The 16,052-nt window shown below is 63.8% G+C and carries 15 protein-coding genes; 3 read left to right on the top strand and 12 right to left on the bottom strand.

Annotation, left to right across the window (positions count from 1 at the left end):
- The first annotated feature begins 19 nt into the window (after positions 1-19).
- Genes OKA11_RS22390 through OKA11_RS22380 form a run of 3 tightly spaced genes read left to right on the top strand, consistent with a single transcriptional unit; the run spans position 20 to position 4,168 of the window.
- The gene (locus OKA11_RS22390) at positions 20-2,722 is read left to right on the top strand and encodes a TonB-dependent receptor domain-containing protein (RefSeq protein ID WP_015449259.1); all 2,703 of its coding nucleotides are present in this window, start codon (positions 20-22) and stop codon (positions 2,720-2,722) included.
- Between the two features lie 10 nt (positions 2,723-2,732).
- On the top strand, positions 2,733-3,437 hold the full coding sequence (locus tag OKA11_RS22385; RefSeq protein ID WP_021235676.1) for a PepSY domain-containing protein: 705 nt from the start codon (positions 2,733-2,735) through the stop codon (positions 3,435-3,437).
- Entirely contained in the window at positions 3,434-4,168 is a 735-nt protein-coding gene (locus tag OKA11_RS22380; RefSeq protein WP_031342995.1) for a PepSY domain-containing protein, read from the top strand. The genes OKA11_RS22385 and OKA11_RS22380 overlap by 4 nt, the downstream gene beginning before the upstream one ends.
- Positions 4,169-4,171: 3 nt before the next feature.
- Here OKA11_RS22380 and hutC read toward each other — a convergent pair whose 3' ends face one another.
- The 12 genes from hutC to OKA11_RS22320 all read right to left on the bottom strand — a co-directional run bounded on the left by hutC (position 4,172) and on the right by OKA11_RS22320 (position 16,046).
- Complete coding sequence (gene hutC / locus OKA11_RS22375) at positions 4,172-4,861, bottom strand: histidine utilization repressor (protein WP_230588639.1); 690 nt, start codon at positions 4,859-4,861, stop codon at positions 4,172-4,174.
- Between the two features lie 191 nt (positions 4,862-5,052).
- Entirely contained in the window at positions 5,053-5,490 is a 438-nt protein-coding gene (locus tag OKA11_RS22370) for a DUF411 domain-containing protein (RefSeq protein ID WP_004213035.1), read from the bottom strand.
- Positions 5,491-5,558: 68 nt separating this feature from the next.
- Complete coding sequence (locus OKA11_RS22365) at positions 5,559-6,800, bottom strand: MFS transporter (protein ID WP_015449261.1); 1,242 nt, start codon at positions 6,798-6,800, stop codon at positions 5,559-5,561.
- On the bottom strand, positions 6,794-7,780 hold the full coding sequence (locus tag OKA11_RS22360) for a copper resistance protein B (RefSeq protein WP_015449262.1): 987 nt from the start codon (positions 7,778-7,780) through the stop codon (positions 6,794-6,796). Before OKA11_RS22360 ends, OKA11_RS22365 begins: the two co-directional genes overlap by 7 nt.
- Complete coding sequence (locus OKA11_RS22355) at positions 7,777-9,483, bottom strand: copper resistance system multicopper oxidase (protein ID WP_015449263.1); 1,707 nt, start codon at positions 9,481-9,483, stop codon at positions 7,777-7,779. The genes OKA11_RS22360 and OKA11_RS22355 overlap by 4 nt, the downstream gene beginning before the upstream one ends.
- 25 nt (positions 9,484-9,508) lie before the next feature.
- Complete coding sequence (adhP, locus tag OKA11_RS22350) at positions 9,509-10,534, bottom strand: alcohol dehydrogenase AdhP (RefSeq protein WP_004212676.1); 1,026 nt, start codon at positions 10,532-10,534, stop codon at positions 9,509-9,511.
- A 26-nt stretch (positions 10,535-10,560) separates the two neighbouring features.
- On the bottom strand, positions 10,561-12,081 hold the full coding sequence (locus OKA11_RS22345) for an aldehyde dehydrogenase family protein (protein WP_021235679.1): 1,521 nt from the start codon (positions 12,079-12,081) through the stop codon (positions 10,561-10,563).
- A 252-nt stretch (positions 12,082-12,333) separates the two neighbouring features.
- On the bottom strand, positions 12,334-12,663 hold the full coding sequence (locus OKA11_RS22340; RefSeq protein WP_004212674.1) for a hypothetical protein: 330 nt from the start codon (positions 12,661-12,663) through the stop codon (positions 12,334-12,336).
- Between the two features lie 147 nt (positions 12,664-12,810).
- A complete protein-coding gene (locus tag OKA11_RS22335) occupies positions 12,811-13,212 on the bottom strand; it encodes a hypothetical protein (protein ID WP_015449265.1) in 402 nt (133 codons plus the stop codon).
- A 318-nt stretch (positions 13,213-13,530) separates the two neighbouring features.
- On the bottom strand, positions 13,531-13,821 hold the full coding sequence (locus OKA11_RS22330) for a hypothetical protein (RefSeq protein ID WP_007406388.1): 291 nt from the start codon (positions 13,819-13,821) through the stop codon (positions 13,531-13,533).
- Between the two features lie 228 nt (positions 13,822-14,049).
- Positions 14,050-15,351 carry a glycoside hydrolase family 130 protein gene (locus tag OKA11_RS22325; RefSeq protein ID WP_438830636.1) on the bottom strand — a complete coding sequence of 434 codons (1,302 nt, stop codon included), beginning with the start codon at positions 15,349-15,351 and terminating at the stop codon, positions 14,050-14,052.
- A 254-nt stretch (positions 15,352-15,605) separates the two neighbouring features.
- Positions 15,606-16,046, bottom strand: coding sequence for a four-helix bundle copper-binding protein (locus OKA11_RS22320; RefSeq protein WP_015449267.1), 441 nt, complete (start codon positions 16,044-16,046; stop codon positions 15,606-15,608).
- Between the last annotated feature and the right edge of the window lie 6 nt (positions 16,047-16,052).

The raw sequence follows: 16,052 nt of genomic DNA, 5'->3' as shown, positions 1-16,052 counted from the left end.
AACGTCAGGGGGATTGCACATGACCATCAGGATGGCCCTGCTCGGCAGCGCCGCCATCGTCGCGGGCTACGCCGCGCCGGCTCTCGCTCAGGCCGATCCGACACCGCAGCCAAAAGCACAAGTCCTGGGGGATGACAGCGACATCGTCGTTACCGGCTCACGAATCCGTCGGCAGGATCTGGCCGGGGTTGGACCGGCCACCGTGGTCACCGCCGAGCAGATCCAAAATACCGGCATCGTCAATATCGAAACCGCCTTGCAGCGTTTGCCGGCCAATGCCGGCTTCGCGGGCAACCAGACATCGGCCTACTGGACCAACAACGGTTATGGCACTGCTCAGGTCAATCTGCGCGGCCTCGGCATCAAGCGCACACTCGTGCTCCTCAACGGCCGACGCCTCGTCGCGGGCGGCACCGGCGCCAATTCCTCACCCGATCTCAACATGATCCCGGTCGTGGCGCTGGCACGCACCGATGTCCTCAAGGATGGCGCGTCCGCTATCTACGGGGCCGATGCCATGGCCGGCGTGGTCAACCTTGTCACGCGCACCGATTATGAAGGCCTGGGTCTCAGCGTCCGACAAGGCATTACCGAGCGCGGCGACGGCTCCGATCTCACCGCGGACCTACTTTGGGGCATTCGCAACGATCGTGGCGGGTTCATGGCAGCAGTCACCTACCAGAAGACCAGCGCCGTCAACATGGCCTCGCGTGCGCCCTGCTCGCTCGCTGAAACGACGCCGGGCTCGCTGAGCTGCGTCAACAGCGCCTCGACGATCGGCGGACGCGCGGTGCTGCCCAACGGCCAACAGATCAACTTCAACCAGGTACCCGGAGGGAACGGGAACTTCTACGAGCCTTACAGTCCCGCCAAGCACAACTTCAACTCGAACCCGTTTCTCAATGCGGTCAGCCCAGTCGAGCGCGTCAGCACGGCCTTCTTCGCGGACTATGCGCTGACCGACGGTATCCAGGCGTTCGGCGAGTTCCTCTATACGTTCCGCAAGTCGAATCAGATCGCGACACCCGGCACGCTGCGCAATCTCTCGATACCAGCCAGCAATCCGACCAATCCGACCGGCCAGAACCTGGTCCTGGCCCAGCGCCGCCTCGCCGAACCCGGCGCGCGCCACTTCTTCCAGGAGACCGATACCTGGCAAGGCACCTTCGGGCTGCGCGGCAAGCTGGCGAACGACTGGGCCTGGGAAGTCGCGGGCAGCTTCGGGCGTAACACGGCCGTCGACGGCTCGACCAACATCGCCAATCTCGAGCGCGTCGCGAACACGCTCGACAGGAGCAAATGCTCCAGCACGGCGGGCGCGGCCATCCCCTGCGGTGACTATCTTGGGTTCGGAGACCTGACACCTCAGGTTCTGGATTATATTCTGTTCACCTCGCGCGATCGCGGAGGCAACGAACTCGGCACGGTCACGGCTGACCTCAACGGCGATCTCTTCTCCCTTCCAGCCGGCGCGGTGTCCTTCGCCACCGGCGTGGTCTATCGGCGCGAAAAAGGCTGGCGCGATCCCGACCCGTTGACGGTGCTCGGCGTGGCGAACGTCAATCAGCAGGATCCTATTTCGGGCTCGAGCACCGCCAAGGAAGCCTATCTCGAGCTATCGGTGCCGGTGCTTGCCAACACAGCTTTCGCCAAGGCGCTCACGCTCGATGGCGCAGTCCGCTACTCAGACTATAATCTCTTCGGGAGCGACTGGAATTACAAGCTCAGTGCCGACTGGGTAGTCAATGACAGCATCCGTCTGCGCGGCACTTATGGGACGGGCTTTCGCATTCCCAACGTGCCGGAGCTTTTCGGCGGCGTCTCGGAAGGCAATCTGACCACGACCGATCCCTGCTCGCGCTACACCTCCAGCGGCAACGTGACCTTGATCGCCAATTGTCAGGCGTCCGGTGTGCCGGCCAACTATACGCAGCTCGGCACCACGATCCTCACCACAGTGGGCGGTAACCAGAGCCTTCGGCCCGAAAGCTCCACGACCTGGACCGTTGGTACGGTGATATCGCCGCGCGGCATCATCCCAGGGTTGTCGCTGACGGCAGACTGGTTCGACATCAAGATCAAGGACGCGATCCGGGCCATTCCCGGCTCGACCAAGCTCGCAGTCTGCTATGCGAGCCAGAACCTGTCGCACCCGTTCTGCAGCGACTTTACGCGCAGCGCGCTGACCGGCGAGGTCACTTACCTCTCCGCCCAGCCCATCAACACCGGCCGCGAGGAGATGAATGGTCTCGATCTGGGTCTGGTGTACAGTGGTGCGGTGGGCGAGGTGAAGATCTCCTTGGATCTCAACATGACCTATCTCAACAAATATGTCGTAAACCCCTTCCCCGGCGGCGCGCCGATCTATTTCGACGGGTTTATCGGGGGCGGCAATGGCGGCTATCCGAAATGGCGTGGTTATGGCGTGCTGACGGCGGAAAAGGACGGCATCAGCGCGACCTGGTCGACACAATGGATCGGCAAGGCGACCGACTTCAACGCATCGGCCGGCGACATCGGCTACCGCACGCCGAACGTCTTCTACCACAATCTTCAGCTTGCCTTCGCGATCGACGAGAAGACACGTTTCCAGATCGGGGCCGATAATCTGTTCGACCGCAAGGCGCCCTATATCCAGAGCTTCACCGATGCCAACACCGACACGATGACCTATGATCTGCTCGGACGGCGCTTCTACGCCGGCTTCCGAACCGCGTTCTGAAGGGCAGCACATGGCAATTCGCTGGCCTTTGGTCATCCGCCGGACGCACAAGTGGCTGGCCCTGATCGTCGGCGTCCAGGTTCTGCTCTGGACGCTGACCGGCTTCTATATGGTGGCCGTCCATATCGACATCATCCATGGCGACGATCTGGTCCGCCCACCGGTCGTCGCCCCCATCGACCTTGCGAGCTTCGTCCCGCCGGCGCGGATTGTTCAATCGGCTCCCGACGCGTCCGAGATCCGCCTGCAACGGTTCATGAATCAGCCCGTCTGGCGCGCGCAGACCCCGGCTGGTCCAAGACTCTTCGATGCAGGTTCGGGACAGCCCATCCCCGATTTGAGCGAGGCACAAATCCGCGCCGCCGCTCGGCGCATCTACAGCGGCACCGGGGACATCGTCGCAGCCCGGCTGCTGACGACGGCGCCACTGGAAATGCAGGCGCGCAAGCCTCCCTATTGGCAGGTCGAATTCGATGCCTGGAACCGGCCAACCCTGTATCTCTCTCCGCAGACCGGTGAGCTGATCTCGCGCCGCCATGCGCTGTGGCGCGTGTTCGATTTCGCGTGGATGCTGCACATCATGGACTATGACGATCGCTCCGACGTCAACAATCCGCTGCTGCGCGTGGCGACCTGGAGTGCCCTTGCCATGGCGCTGGCCGGGGCTTGGCTGCTGCTTTGGTCGTTCCCGCGGCGCAGGAAGAAGAAGGCATGAAGAAAATCCGGTTCACCCCGCTCTTTTTTCGGCGCATCCACAAATGGGTCGGCCTGATCCTGGGCGTGCAGTTTCTCCTTTGGGCTCTGAGCGGCTCGATGATGGCCTTGCTCGATCAGGAGAAGGTCGGCGGACACAGTGCGCAGGCCAGCCATCAGCACGCCCTACCTGCCGGTGACTATATTGCGCCGGCAAAGCTCGCTCTTGATGGTCCCGTGCTCGGCATCGCCTTGCGGTCCCTTGCCACACGCCGCGTCTACGAGCTTCGATCCACCACGGGCACGCGGCTAATCGACGCGACGAGCGGCGCCCCGGTTCGGGTCGACGAGCAGGTCGCGCGCGACGTCGCGACGATGGTGAATGAAGCACCGATCCGCAAGGCAACGTTGCTCGCCGAACCGAATGTGGAAGCGCGCGAGCACGAAGGCACCATGTGGCGACTGGATTTCGCGGACGCAGAGAACAGCAGCGCCTACATCTCCGCCGACACCGGCCGATTCCTGGTCATGCGCGGCGACACATGGCGCACCTGGGATTTCTTCTGGATGCTCCACAATATGGACTATGTGAACCGCACCAGCTTCAATCACCCGCTGATCGTCTTCGTTGCGTTCGGTACTTTGTGGCTGTCGGGGACGGGCTTCTACCTGCTGTTTAAGAGCTTCAGTCGCGCCGACGTGCGATGGTTGCGGCGCAGGCGCAAATCGGCCGTCAAGTTGGGCGCGGGCTGATCGCTAGGTCCCAACAGAAAAAGCCGCCGATAGCTCGAACCGATTGCCCGGGTGCGTGAGCCAAGCGTGCGATACGAGACGTCCGCGACTCCAGGTTCTGCGCGTCATCATTAGCACTGGTTCTCCTTCAGCGAGGCCCAGCATTGTTCGCATGGCTGTATCCGGCATCGCCGCGCACACCCGGTGCTCTACTCGCTCGAGCGGGGCAACACGTGTCAGATATTCATTCGGCGTCGAGGCGCTGAAATCCCTCTCTCCGTAGCGTGGCGCAGCAGATGCCAGCACAAAGCGCTCCTCGACCTGAATTGGGAATTCGGTCTCGTGATGGACGATAAGCGAATGGAAGAGGCGCGTGCCCAAGCCGACTTCCAGCAGAGCTGCCCTTTCCGCATCAGCCCGTATCTCGATATTATAAATGACGCGCGCGCGATAGGCGTGGCCCCTGCCGCGCACCTCCTCCGCGATGTTGCGGATCTCGATCAGCTGCCCGATCGGCCGGGGCTCGGCGACAAAGCTGCCCCGCCCCGCCCGCCGTACCACGACACCGGCCGATTGCAGTTCCCGCAACGCCCGGTTTGCGGTCATGCGCGAGACTTTGAACGTCTCGACGAGCTCGGCCTCTGACGGCGTCTGGTCGCCGGGCTTCAGGCGACCTTCCCGGATGTCCTCGAAAATGCTGTCTTTGATCGCCACATAGCGAGGTTGCTTCTCCGCACCGGCAGCGTCGACCGCGGGTTCGCCCACAGAAGCAGCTTTCGTCCGGGGAGCGGATGCGCGGCTATGGGGGCGAGCGGGAGCATGCATCAAATGACTATACAGGTGGGGGCGAGCAAGTCCCAGTCATTCAAACAGGAAATCACCAGCGAGAGCCGAGGCGTGCGTGATCAATGCCGCGCGAAGACCTTCTGGCCCGAACTGCCGAACGACACCACCGCATAGGGTTGGCGGGCGGCGCCTGCCACTTCCATGCCCTCCGAGCCGATCGGCATCCCCGCCACCGCAATGCCTCTGACGCCTACGGGACGGGTTGCCAGCAGGCGCTTGATATCGGCGACCGGGACATGGCCCTCGATCAGATAGCCATCAACCATCGCGCTGTGGCAGGATGCCAGCGTGCCCGGCATGCCGGCCCTCCGCTGAAGCGCCCCGCGCGACGCATCGTCGCGCATGACGACCGTGCGGCCCAGCTTCGCGCGAAGCGCCTGGGCCCACTTCTCACAGCATCCACAACCCGGGTCCCGGTGGACGACGACATCATTCGCCGCAAGCGCTGCGCCGGGCAGGGCGAGGAACAGCAAGGCGGCAGAAAGACGGGTCTTCATGAACGGCTCCCGGAAGCATGCGATAGGGTTCCTAATGATCTATACGCATTGATGCCCCCTACCCCTCATCACGCTGAAGATTTCACGATGGCGCGCGGCCTCCAGGCGAGCGGCAAGGACACAAGCAGCGCCAGCGACAGACCACCAATCCCCCACAAGACTAAGTGCTGCGCCCCGGGAGCGACGACGGCGATCGCCAGCGGCGCGAGCGCCTGCCCGATGCTGGCGGCGGAATGCTGGAGACCGAGCTTCAGACCCGAAGGGGCTGCCGCACCGCTGATCCAGAAGCTGGTGACCAATCGAAGGGTTGCCGAGCTCCAGCCGGCAGCAACGATGATCCCACTGAGTTCGGCCATGCTCGCGGCGACAGGGAACAGGAAGAGCGCCGCAGCCAGCAGGCCGAGCGTCAGCCCCGCAAGCCGCCTCGGCATGGTCACCAGCCAATCGAGCCTCGCATGGAAGATCTGTGCTGCCAGCATGCCCAATCCGCAGAGACTGAGCATCCAGGCGATCTCTTCGCGGCTCAGCGAAATGACGCTCCGCGTCACCAGGAGATTGACATGCATCGCCGCCAGCCCGCCGCCCGCGACGATCGTGACGAAAAGCAGGATGAGCGTCGCGCCGAGCGTCGGCGCGGGCAGGTCTCCGCCATCGATGCAAGGTGCACACCAGCGCGGCAGACGCACGGCGCAAAGCGCCGCCCCGACGGCACCGATGCCGAAAGCGAGGATCATGAGGGGAGCGCGGGGCAGGATCGCGGCCGAGACCTCCGCCACCAGCGGACCGGCGAGATCGCCCAGAAACAAGAAGGCGGTCAGCCAGGTGAAGCGCCGCGCCTGGTCCGCGCGCTCGTTTGCGGCAAAGCTCGCGCAGAGCAAGCCCAACGGTATGATGGCGGCCGACGCCATCCCCGCCACCAGGCGCAATGCATAAAGCTCAGGCAGCCCGACGAGGCCGATCGGCGCGGTCACCAGGGCGAGGATGACCAGCGCTGCGCGCAACATCGCCCGATAGTCGACCCGGTCCGCGATCCAGCCCCAGAGCGGCGCCGCCAGCAAGGCTGCCAGGGGATGGACCGCGGTCAGGCTCGCGACATGAAAATCATGAGCGCTTGACGATAGCGCGCCACGAGCCGGGTCGACCAGTGCCGGAAGGAAGGCGAGAATGGCCGTCTGTCCCGCCGACGCCGCAGCCGCCGCGAGCAACAAGACGAAAAAGGAGGCCGGCCAGCGACCGTTGGCTTGCGATCCAGCCTTGTCACGCGGCGCGTTCGCGGTCGACCCCTCGAGTGGCCATCCGCGGATCACCACCAGGCGCGCAAGCCGATCACCAGCCTGTGTTCGGAAGGCCCTTCCCCGCGCAGGCGACGGAAATCGGCCGTGCCGTCAAATGCGCGCTCCCAGACGAAGCCGATATAGGGCGCGAACTTGCGCGACACCTCGTAGCGCAACCGTCCGCTCAGCTCGACATTGCTGAAGCCGCTGCCGAGCTGCCGATCGCTCGACCGCTTCGAATAGATATTGGTCTCCACCTGCGGCGTAAGGATCAACCGATTGGTGAACAAGACCTCATAGGACGCCTTGGCGCGCGCCGCGAGACGCCCATCGGTTCCTACATAGCCGGTGAGCTGGACGTCGAACCAATAGGGCGCCAGTCCCTCGACGCCGGCGGCCAGCCAGGTGGTCGCACCCTTGCCGAGATCCTGCCTGACCCCGAGCAGCGTGCCCCAGAACGGGTTCTTGCTGTGCCACCACAGCGCCTCGACGCTGCTCTCCGGATCGAGACGTTGGTCGCGGGAGTTCTTGAGCCCCTGGCTGCGCAGCCAGAGCTTGTCATTGTCCTGACCCTTGGTGACGAGCACGGTCCAGCCCACGCCCTGACCCTCGTTGCCGCTGGTGAACTCAAGCTCATCGACAAGTATCTTGGGGATTGAGAGCTTGTCGGCCATCTCATAGCCCGGCAGCGTCGAGTTGCGGTAGCCGTCGGCATAATCGTCCGAGTTGCGCGCGTCCGGCGGGGCCTGGCCGCCCTGCATCGAGCCCATGTCCATCGTGGCGCCGTTACCGGACGCCTTCGTGTCGGTCATATCCATGCCCGGCATGTCCATGCCCGCATGGTCCTGAGAGCCTTGCGCGGAAGGGGTGTGCTGAGCGGGAGTGGCCGTTTGGGCAGGGGTGGCGGCGGGCGACGGGGGCGAGGCATCCTGCGCGAGGGCGGGAGCCGTGATCGCCGGCGCCAGGAAGAGGGCAGCGCCAAGAGCGATGCCGCGCGAGGGGAAAATCCGGATCATGCGACCACCACCTCCCGGAACATGCCGGCCGCCATGTGATAGAGCAGATGGCAGTGGAAGGCCCATCGGCCCATGGCGTCGGCGGTGACGCGGAAGCTCACCCGCTGGGCGGGCTGGACCACGACCGTATGCTTGCGGACCTGGAAGGCGCCGTCCGGGCCTTCGACATCGCTCCACATGCCGTGCAGATGCATCGGATGCGCCATCATCGTGTCGTTGACGAAGGTGACGCGCAGCCGCTCGTTTGGCTTGAAATGAAGCGGCCTGGAATCGTTGAGCTTGATGCCGTCGAGCGACCAGATGAACCGTTCCATATTGCCCGTCAGATGCAGCTCGATGTCGCGCTCGGGCTCGCGCGGGTCGGGATCGCCGCCCGGCGTGCGCAGATCGGCCAGCGTCAGCACGCGCCAGCCGCGCCCGCGCAGCCCGGCGCCGGGATCGTCGAGATTGGTGCGCGGATAGTCGACGCGCATGTCGGTATTGGCGCCATATTCGGTGCGGGCGTGCCGTGCCCTGGCCGGCATCTCGGTCATGCCGTGCCCGGCATGCGCGTCGCCTCCCATTGCGCCCATCGTCGCCATCGCGCCCATCATGTCGACCGGCTCGAGCCAGGTCCGGGCATCGAGCGGCGGCACGGCTGCCGCCATGCCCGGGGCCGGTGCGATCGTGCCACGCGCATAGCCGCTCCGATCGATCGCCTGCGCGAAGATGGTGCGGGCGCCGCCCTCGGGCATGGTGAACTCGACGTCGTAGGTCTCGCCCGGGCCGATCCGGAATTCCTCGACCGTGACCGGCTCGACCGGCTGCCCGTCGGTCGATACGACCGTCAGCTCGACCCCGGGGATCCGCACGTCGAAGAACGTCGCCGTCCCCGCGCCGACGAAGCGCAGGCGCACGCGCTCGCCGGGCGCGGCGATACCGGTCCAGTTGCCGGCGGGCGGCGCGCCGTTCATCAGATAGGTGTAGGTCGCGGCAGAGACATCGCTGTAGTCGGTCGGGTTCATCCGCGAGCTGTTCCACATCCGCCGCCGCTCGAGCGCCTTGCCCAAGCCCATGGTGCCGACATCCTTGAGGAAATCGCCGGCGGTCGGCTGCGCAAAATTATAGTAGCTGCTCTGCTTCTTGAGATTGAGGAAGATCTGCAGCGGCGGCTCGTCCGACCAGTCGCTGAGCACGATGCAATAGTCGCGATCGGGCGCCCGCGCCGTCGGCACCTGTTTTGGCTCCACGATGATCGCTCCATAGAGTCCCGTCTGCTCGGCGAGCGTGTGAGCGTGATACCAGTAGGTTCCGCTCTGGCGGACCTCGAAGCGATAGGTGAAGGTCTCGCCCGGCGCGATGCCGGCAAAGCTGATGCCGGGCACGCCGTCCATCTCCGCCGGCACGATGATGCCGTGCCAATGGATGCTCGACATCTCCTTGAGGCCGTTGCGTACGCGCAGCGTGACCGTGTCGCCTTCGCGCAGGCGCAGGACCGGCGCGGGCACGCTGCCGTTCACGGCGGTCGCGATACGGCGTTTGCCGGTGAAGTTGACCGGCAGCTCGGCGATCTCGAGGTCGAACTCGGTCCCGCTCAGCTCAGCGGGCAAGGTTGGTGCGGATCGCGCGAGAAGCGCCGGGGCGAAACCGGCGACCGCGCCGCCGATCGCCAGCCCCTGGACGAAACGGCGCCGCGCGATCGGCCGGATATGTAAGGGAGACATGAACTGTACTTTCGCGAAGTCGGCTTCAGGCGAGGTCGAGGACGATCCGGCCCTCGATGTCGCCATGATGCATGCGGGAGAAGACGTCGTTGATGTTCTCCAGCTTGTCTGCATGGACCGTGGCCTTGACCTTGCCCTCGCCGGCGAACGCCAGTGCCTCGAGCAGATCGAGCCGCGTGCCGACGATCGAGCCGCGCACGGTAATGCCGTTCAGCACGGTGTCGAAGATCGACAACGGGAAGTCGCCCGGCGGCAGGCCGTTGAGCGCGACCGTGCCGCCGCGCCGGACCATGCCGAGCGCCTGCTGGAACGCCTTGGGCGAAACGGCGGTCACCAGCGCCCCGTGCGCGCCGCCAATGGCTTTCTTGAGCGCTGCCGAAGGGTCCTCGTTGCGCGCGTTGACCGTCAGTGTGGCGCCAAGGCGTGTAGCGAGGTCGAGCTTGCTATCGTCGATGTCGACCGCGGCCACATTGAGACCCATGGCTCGGGCATATTGCACCGCCATGTGGCCGAGCCCGCCAATGCCGGAGACGACCACCCACTCGCCGGGTCGGGCCTCGGTGGCCTTCAATCCCTTGTAGACGGTGACGCCCGCGCAGAGGATCGGCGCAATGTCGAGGAAGTCGACATTGTCGGGAAGGTGACCAACATAGTTGGGATCGGCGAGGACATATTCGGCAAAGCTGCCATTGACCGAATAGCCGGTGTTCTGCTGTTCGTGGCAAAGCGTCTCCCAGCCACCCAGGCAATGCACGCAGTGCCCGCAGGCGGTGTAGAGCCAGGGCACACCGACCCGGTCGCCTTCCTTCACATGGGTGACGCCGGCACCAACGGCGGCGACATGCCCGACGCCCTCATGGCCAGGAATGAAGGGCGGGTTGGGCTTGACCGGCCAGTCCCCTTCTGCCGCGTGCAGGTCGGTATGGCACACGCCGGTTGCCGCAATCTTGACCAGGACCTGCCCGGGGCCGACCGTCGGGATCGGCGCGTCCTCGATGACCAGGGGCTTGCCAAATTCGCGGACGACCGCCGCCTTCATGGTTTTCGCCATGTCCGTTTCTCCTTTTAAGCGGGGGGTCAGAATAGGCCGAGCGCGTGCTCGTCATAGGAGACGAGCAGATTCTTGGTCTGCTGATAATGATCGAGCATCATCCGGTGGTTTTCACGCCCGAAGCCCGATGCCTTGTATCCGCCGAAGGCGGCATGGGCGGGGTACTGATGATAGCAGTTGGTCCAGACCCGCCCGGCCTCGATCGCGCGGCCGAGCCGGTAGGCGGTGTTGCCGCTCCGGGTCCAGACGCCCGCGCCAAGACCGTAGGCGGTGTCATTGGCAAGTGCGATCGCCTCCTCGACCGTCTTGAACGTGGTGACCGACAGGACGGGACCGAAGATCTCCTCCTGGAAGATGCGCATGTGGTTCTGACCCACGAACACGGTCGGCTGCACGAAATAGCCCTGGTCGAGCGCACCGCCCGGCAGCGCCCTGGCGCCACCGACCAGACACTGCGCGCCCTCGGCCTTGCCGATATCGATATAGCCCAGGATCTTGTGGAGCTGGTCCTCCGACGCCTGCGCGCCGACCTGGACCGACGGGTCGAGCGGATCGCCCTGGCGGATCGCGGCGACGCGCGCCACGGCGCGCTCGATGAAGCGGTCGAAGATCGACACATGGATCAGGGCGCGCGACGGGCAGGTACAGACCTCGCCCTTGTTGAAGGCGAACAAAGTAAAGCCTTCGAGCGCCTTGTCGAAGAAGGCATCGTCCTCGTCGAGCACGTCCGCCATGAAGATGTTGGGCGACTTGCCGCCAAGCTCCATCGTCTGGGGGATCAGATGGTCCGCCGCGGCGTGCATGATCTGCTTGCCGGTGACGGTCTCGCCGGTGAACGAGACCTTGGCGATGCGCGGATTGGCGGCGATCGCCTGGCCAACGGTCCGTCCCGGGCCGGTAACGACATTGAGCACGCCGGGCGGCAGGATGTCGGCGGTGAGCTCGGCGAACATCAGCAAGGTGAGCGGCGTCTGGGATGCGGGTTTGATGACGGTGCAGTTGCCCGCCGCCAGCGCCGGGGCGATCTTCCACGCCGCCATCAGCAGCGGGAAGTTCCACGGGATGATCTGGCCGACGACGCCGAGCGGCTCGCGGAAATGATAGGCGATGGTGTCCGCATCGATCGTCGAGATGCCGCCTTCCTCCGCCCGGATGCAGCCGGCGAAGTAGCGGAAATGGTCGATCGCGAGCGGCACGTCGGCAGCGCGCGTCTCGCGGATCGGCTTGCCATTGTCGATCGTCTCGGCAAGTGCCAGCAACTCCAGATTGTCTTCGAGCCGGTCGGCGACGCGATTGAGAATCCTGGCGCGTTCGGCGGGCGCGATCCTTGCCCATTGATCCTTGGCGGCGTGCGCCGCATCGAGCGCGCGCTCGACATCTTCCGGCGTCGACAGCGCGAACTCTGCGATCTGGGCGCCATTGATCGGGCTCGTGTCGGCGAAATACTCGCCGCCCGCAGGAGCGCTCCAGCGGCCTCCGATGAAATTATCATAGCGGTGTCGGAAGGAGGCCGCCGCGTTAATGGTCCCGATCGCCTTCTCGAACATAACCTGACTCCATCTCTATCGATGGCCTGACGGAGTAATCTCTTTGCCCGGGTGGCCTATAAGTAAGTTCCGCAGAAGGTAGTCTGGTATCGGGGTCGCGGGCTTGAGGGTCAGACACGCCAACAGAGCCGATGACTATTCATCGACTCCTGAACGTATTCGCGCACGCCTGATCGGAATTATGCCGAGACAGGCGTTACTCGGCCGAGTCTTCTTTTGGCGAGGGCGGCGCTTGGCATTCCAATTCTGGCGTTACGCCCGGACGCGCTTTAGGCTCACCCAATCGCCTTTCTGAAGCGTCCCGTCCCTCACGCGGAAATGAGCATAATGGTCGTCGAAAATCTGGTCGACTTCGACATGACCGACAAGACGGCGGTGGCGCGGCGTTGCGTGATAGACTTCGAGTATCTGCCCGATGTGCGCGCCATCGGCCTTACCCAGGCAGGCCACTGTGCCGCCCGCATCCATACGGACGATCTTGCCGCGCATGAACAAGCTATGGCCGATACCCTGTGCGAGGAGCGGCGTGCTGCCAAAGAGCAGAAAGCCAACAGCAGCACCGACGCCAAGATGTTTTCGCATCGCTGTTTCCTCTGTCAAGTCAGACGCTCGGACCCGGTTTTGAAAGCTGGGAGCACGGGGCGACGCTGGGCATCGTCAAAGAACTGGCCCGCCGCGGGGGAACGGCGGGCCCTCAGCCCCTGGGGTCTGTTCTCGGGGCTGGAAACCTCACATGTCGCTCATCGGCTTGTCGGCCATGGGCTTGGCGGTCTTCTTCTTCGCCGCCGGCTTGGCCTTCTTCATCGGCATCTTGCAGCAGCCACTCTTCGCCTTACCGGCCATGCCCGAGCCGTTCGATGCAGGCGAGCCGCCGGACATGCCGGCCATCCCCGACATGCCCTGTTGATCCTGCTGGGCCGGTTGCCCCTGCTGCTTCTGCGCGCCGGCCTGATGATCCTTCATCATCTGATCGTGCATCTGCTGCCCGCCATGATCCATGCCCTGCTGGTGGGCATGGGCCGGCGCAGCCTGCGCGGGCGCGGGCGTCGACTGGGCGAGAGCGGTGCCGGCGGCGAAGGTTAGCGTCGCGAAGAGGCTGACGGGCGCCGCGAGAAATGTCGTCTGTCGCATTGAGGGTCTCCGAGTGTTCTTCCTGTTGCCCGATCGACGTTCCGATCCCGGCAATTCCGAAGCTTCAATGCTGCTAGCGAGACGCTGTCTGTATACGTAAGTTACGAATCGAAATCCGATCGGCCGTGTGCCTGCTGGAGCAGGCGCGTAAAATGATGATCCGGGATCGATCAAAAATGTGACCCGGCCTGGTTTTCTCGTCCTGAGACCGGCCAGAAAAGCGATTGGCCCGCCGTGGGAACGGCGGACCAAGGCTTCGGTTGAAAGCGGCCATGATCTTGTCCGTCAACCTTGTCGTCTGATGGAATGATGGCAGGGTCAGCAACCACCGTCCGACCTGTGTGACATGCCGGAGGCGCCGTCCTGGTCCTGCGAATCCCGCATCGCCATTCGATGGCCCTGCATCATCTGGCCGTGCATCTGCTCCTTACCGTGAGCCATGCCCTGCATGTGGGCAGGATCGGGCTGGGCAGGCGCCGGCCTGGCCTTGAGGGTCTCCTCAAGATCGGGCATGCCCGGCGGCATCCCGTCCGCCAGCACCGGTCCGGCACTGACGGCGAGGAAGCCGAGAGCTGCGAGCGAAGCGATCATTGCCGTCTTCTTGCGCAAGTATCCATTCCTTCAAGTCTGGGTTTCCCGTTCGATCGAGCATATGCCCGGTCGATTGTCGCCCCTTCCGGAGCTTGCCCGTGAAATGGTGTCACCTTCCGCCTTGCTGTATACGTAATGTGCGAAGTCCGTCTCTGAGATGGCCATAAATTATCGCACTGGCATCGTTGTTGTGCCGATGTGTAACTATGGTTCCGACTCGAGAGCAGGACAGGTCGGCAACAGTGACTAATCCATGGCGGCCAGCAGACGCTCGAGAGGAATAGTGGCAAAAGTGGTGAAGCTGTCAGCAATGGCATAAGGCAGTACCAGCACCCGATTATGTACCATCGCGCCGCAGCTGTAGGCTACGTTTGGCACATAACCTTCGCGCTCATCCATGTCCGACCGCAAAAGCGGTAGCTTCGTCCGCGCCAGCAGCTTCGAGGGATCGTCACGGTCCAGCAGGCACGCCCCGATGCAATAGTTCCGAACGGCGCCGACTCCATGAGTTACGACCAGCCAGCCTTCGTCGATCTCGATCGGCGATCCGCAATTACCGATCTGGACAAACTCCCAAGGCCAGCGAGGTTCGATGGCTTTCGCTCCGCCACTCCAGTCGTGAATGTCCGCGGACGTCAGGAACCAGATATTTTCGTTATCCTCGCGCCCAAGCATGGCAAAGTGCCCGGCAATGCGTCGGGGGAAAAGCGCCATGCCCTTGCTACCGGTGGCATCCCCACGCAGCGGTCTGAGTTCGAATGTCCGGAAGTCCGGCGTGGACAACAACTCCTGCCGGACGGACTGGCCGCTAAATGCCGTATATGTACCGAAATAGGTGGCTCGGCCATCGTCGTCCAGGAAGCGGACCAAGCGAAGGTCTTCGATGCCACCACGCTGGCTGGGGGTTGTCGGAAAGATCACGATCTCCGAGAGATCGTGGCTGCCATCGCACTTGATCCGAATGCCCGCGTCCGGCCCGTCCTCGCCGGAGATGTTTTCAGTCTCCAGCACGAGCGGCATGGGGCTCGGAGGATTGATTGCTATGGTTCCGTCCGCGGCGCAAAACCCGGTGCGAAAGGTGACGGAGGAGATATGCCCCTCGCCCACGCCTCGCAGGGAAAGAATGAATCGGAGAGAGTTTTCAGGTACAGCAGACTGATCAGGATGCAGGACGATGCTCGGATTGAAAAGCGCTGCTGCCTCATAGGAATATTCGTTGCAAAAATGGGCACCGATCAAGAGCGCCTGTTCATGGGTGACCTCGCAATCACAGACGATGATGCCATCAACCTCGTGGAACCGCCGCAAAAACAGGGACGGAACCTCACGATGCCTTCCCGAGAAATCATCAAGAATGCGTTGCAACTCATCGTGGAGCGATGCTGGGTCGAGCGCCAGGACGCGGTCGGCGATGCGCTGCGCACGTGGCTGATCCGGTACCGCATATTTATAGGTTTCCGTCGACGGCATATAGGGTCTGATCACTACCCTTGCTGGATTGGGGCGGAGCAATTCGGGTAGCCGGTTGACAAATTCGGCGGTTGACACTGACTTCTCCAATACAGATCGACCGTGGAGCGTTCACGCAATCGTAAAGATGGTGCTCGGCATTACCCGACTATCGGGTGGCGGCACGGAAGGCTCCGGCGATGGCGGGTGCGATGATTTCCGCCGTTGCCGGATACTCGGACTTTGTGCCACGTGCCATGATCGCTGTCCTGGCGTAGTTGTCGGACACACAAGCTGTGACCGGGGGCTCTGGCCTGAACGTGACTATGTGGGGCACGTGCGAAGCGCGCCGCTCAGCTCGACATGTCCGCCATCGTTCGGCAGCTCGCCGCGCATTTCTTGCAGGTGGCCGAGCAACGCGCGATCCGCTGGTCCGCGCTATGGCGTCCGCATTCCTCGGCGCAGCGCTCGCAAGCGTCGGCGCAGGCGCGGCAGACGATGCGGTGCAGGGCAGATTCCCGCAGCATCGAGTTGGCGGTCGCCTGGCACAGTTCCGCACAGTCGTTCAGCATGGCGATCAGCGACGCCGTAGCTGACGCGCCGCCTTGCTTCGTCAGCCAAGCGGCGGTTTCCAGGCACATGCGGTGCGAAGCCACGCAATCGTCGATGCAGTCCGTCATCGACATCGCCATCCCTTCCATTCGATGCTGCTGCGCCGCCGCCGGCACAGCCAGCGTTCCGGCGGCGGCAAGGCCGGCGCCGGCCATCAGCAATTCGCGTCTCTCGATCATCATGCACCT

Origin of the sequence: Novosphingobium clariflavum (assembly GCF_026420865.1) — a bacterium.
GTDB lineage: Bacteria > Pseudomonadota > Alphaproteobacteria > Sphingomonadales > Sphingomonadaceae > Novosphingobium > Novosphingobium clariflavum.
Note: the sequence above shows the minus strand (reverse complement) of the source record. Positions and strands in the feature narration are given on the sequence as shown.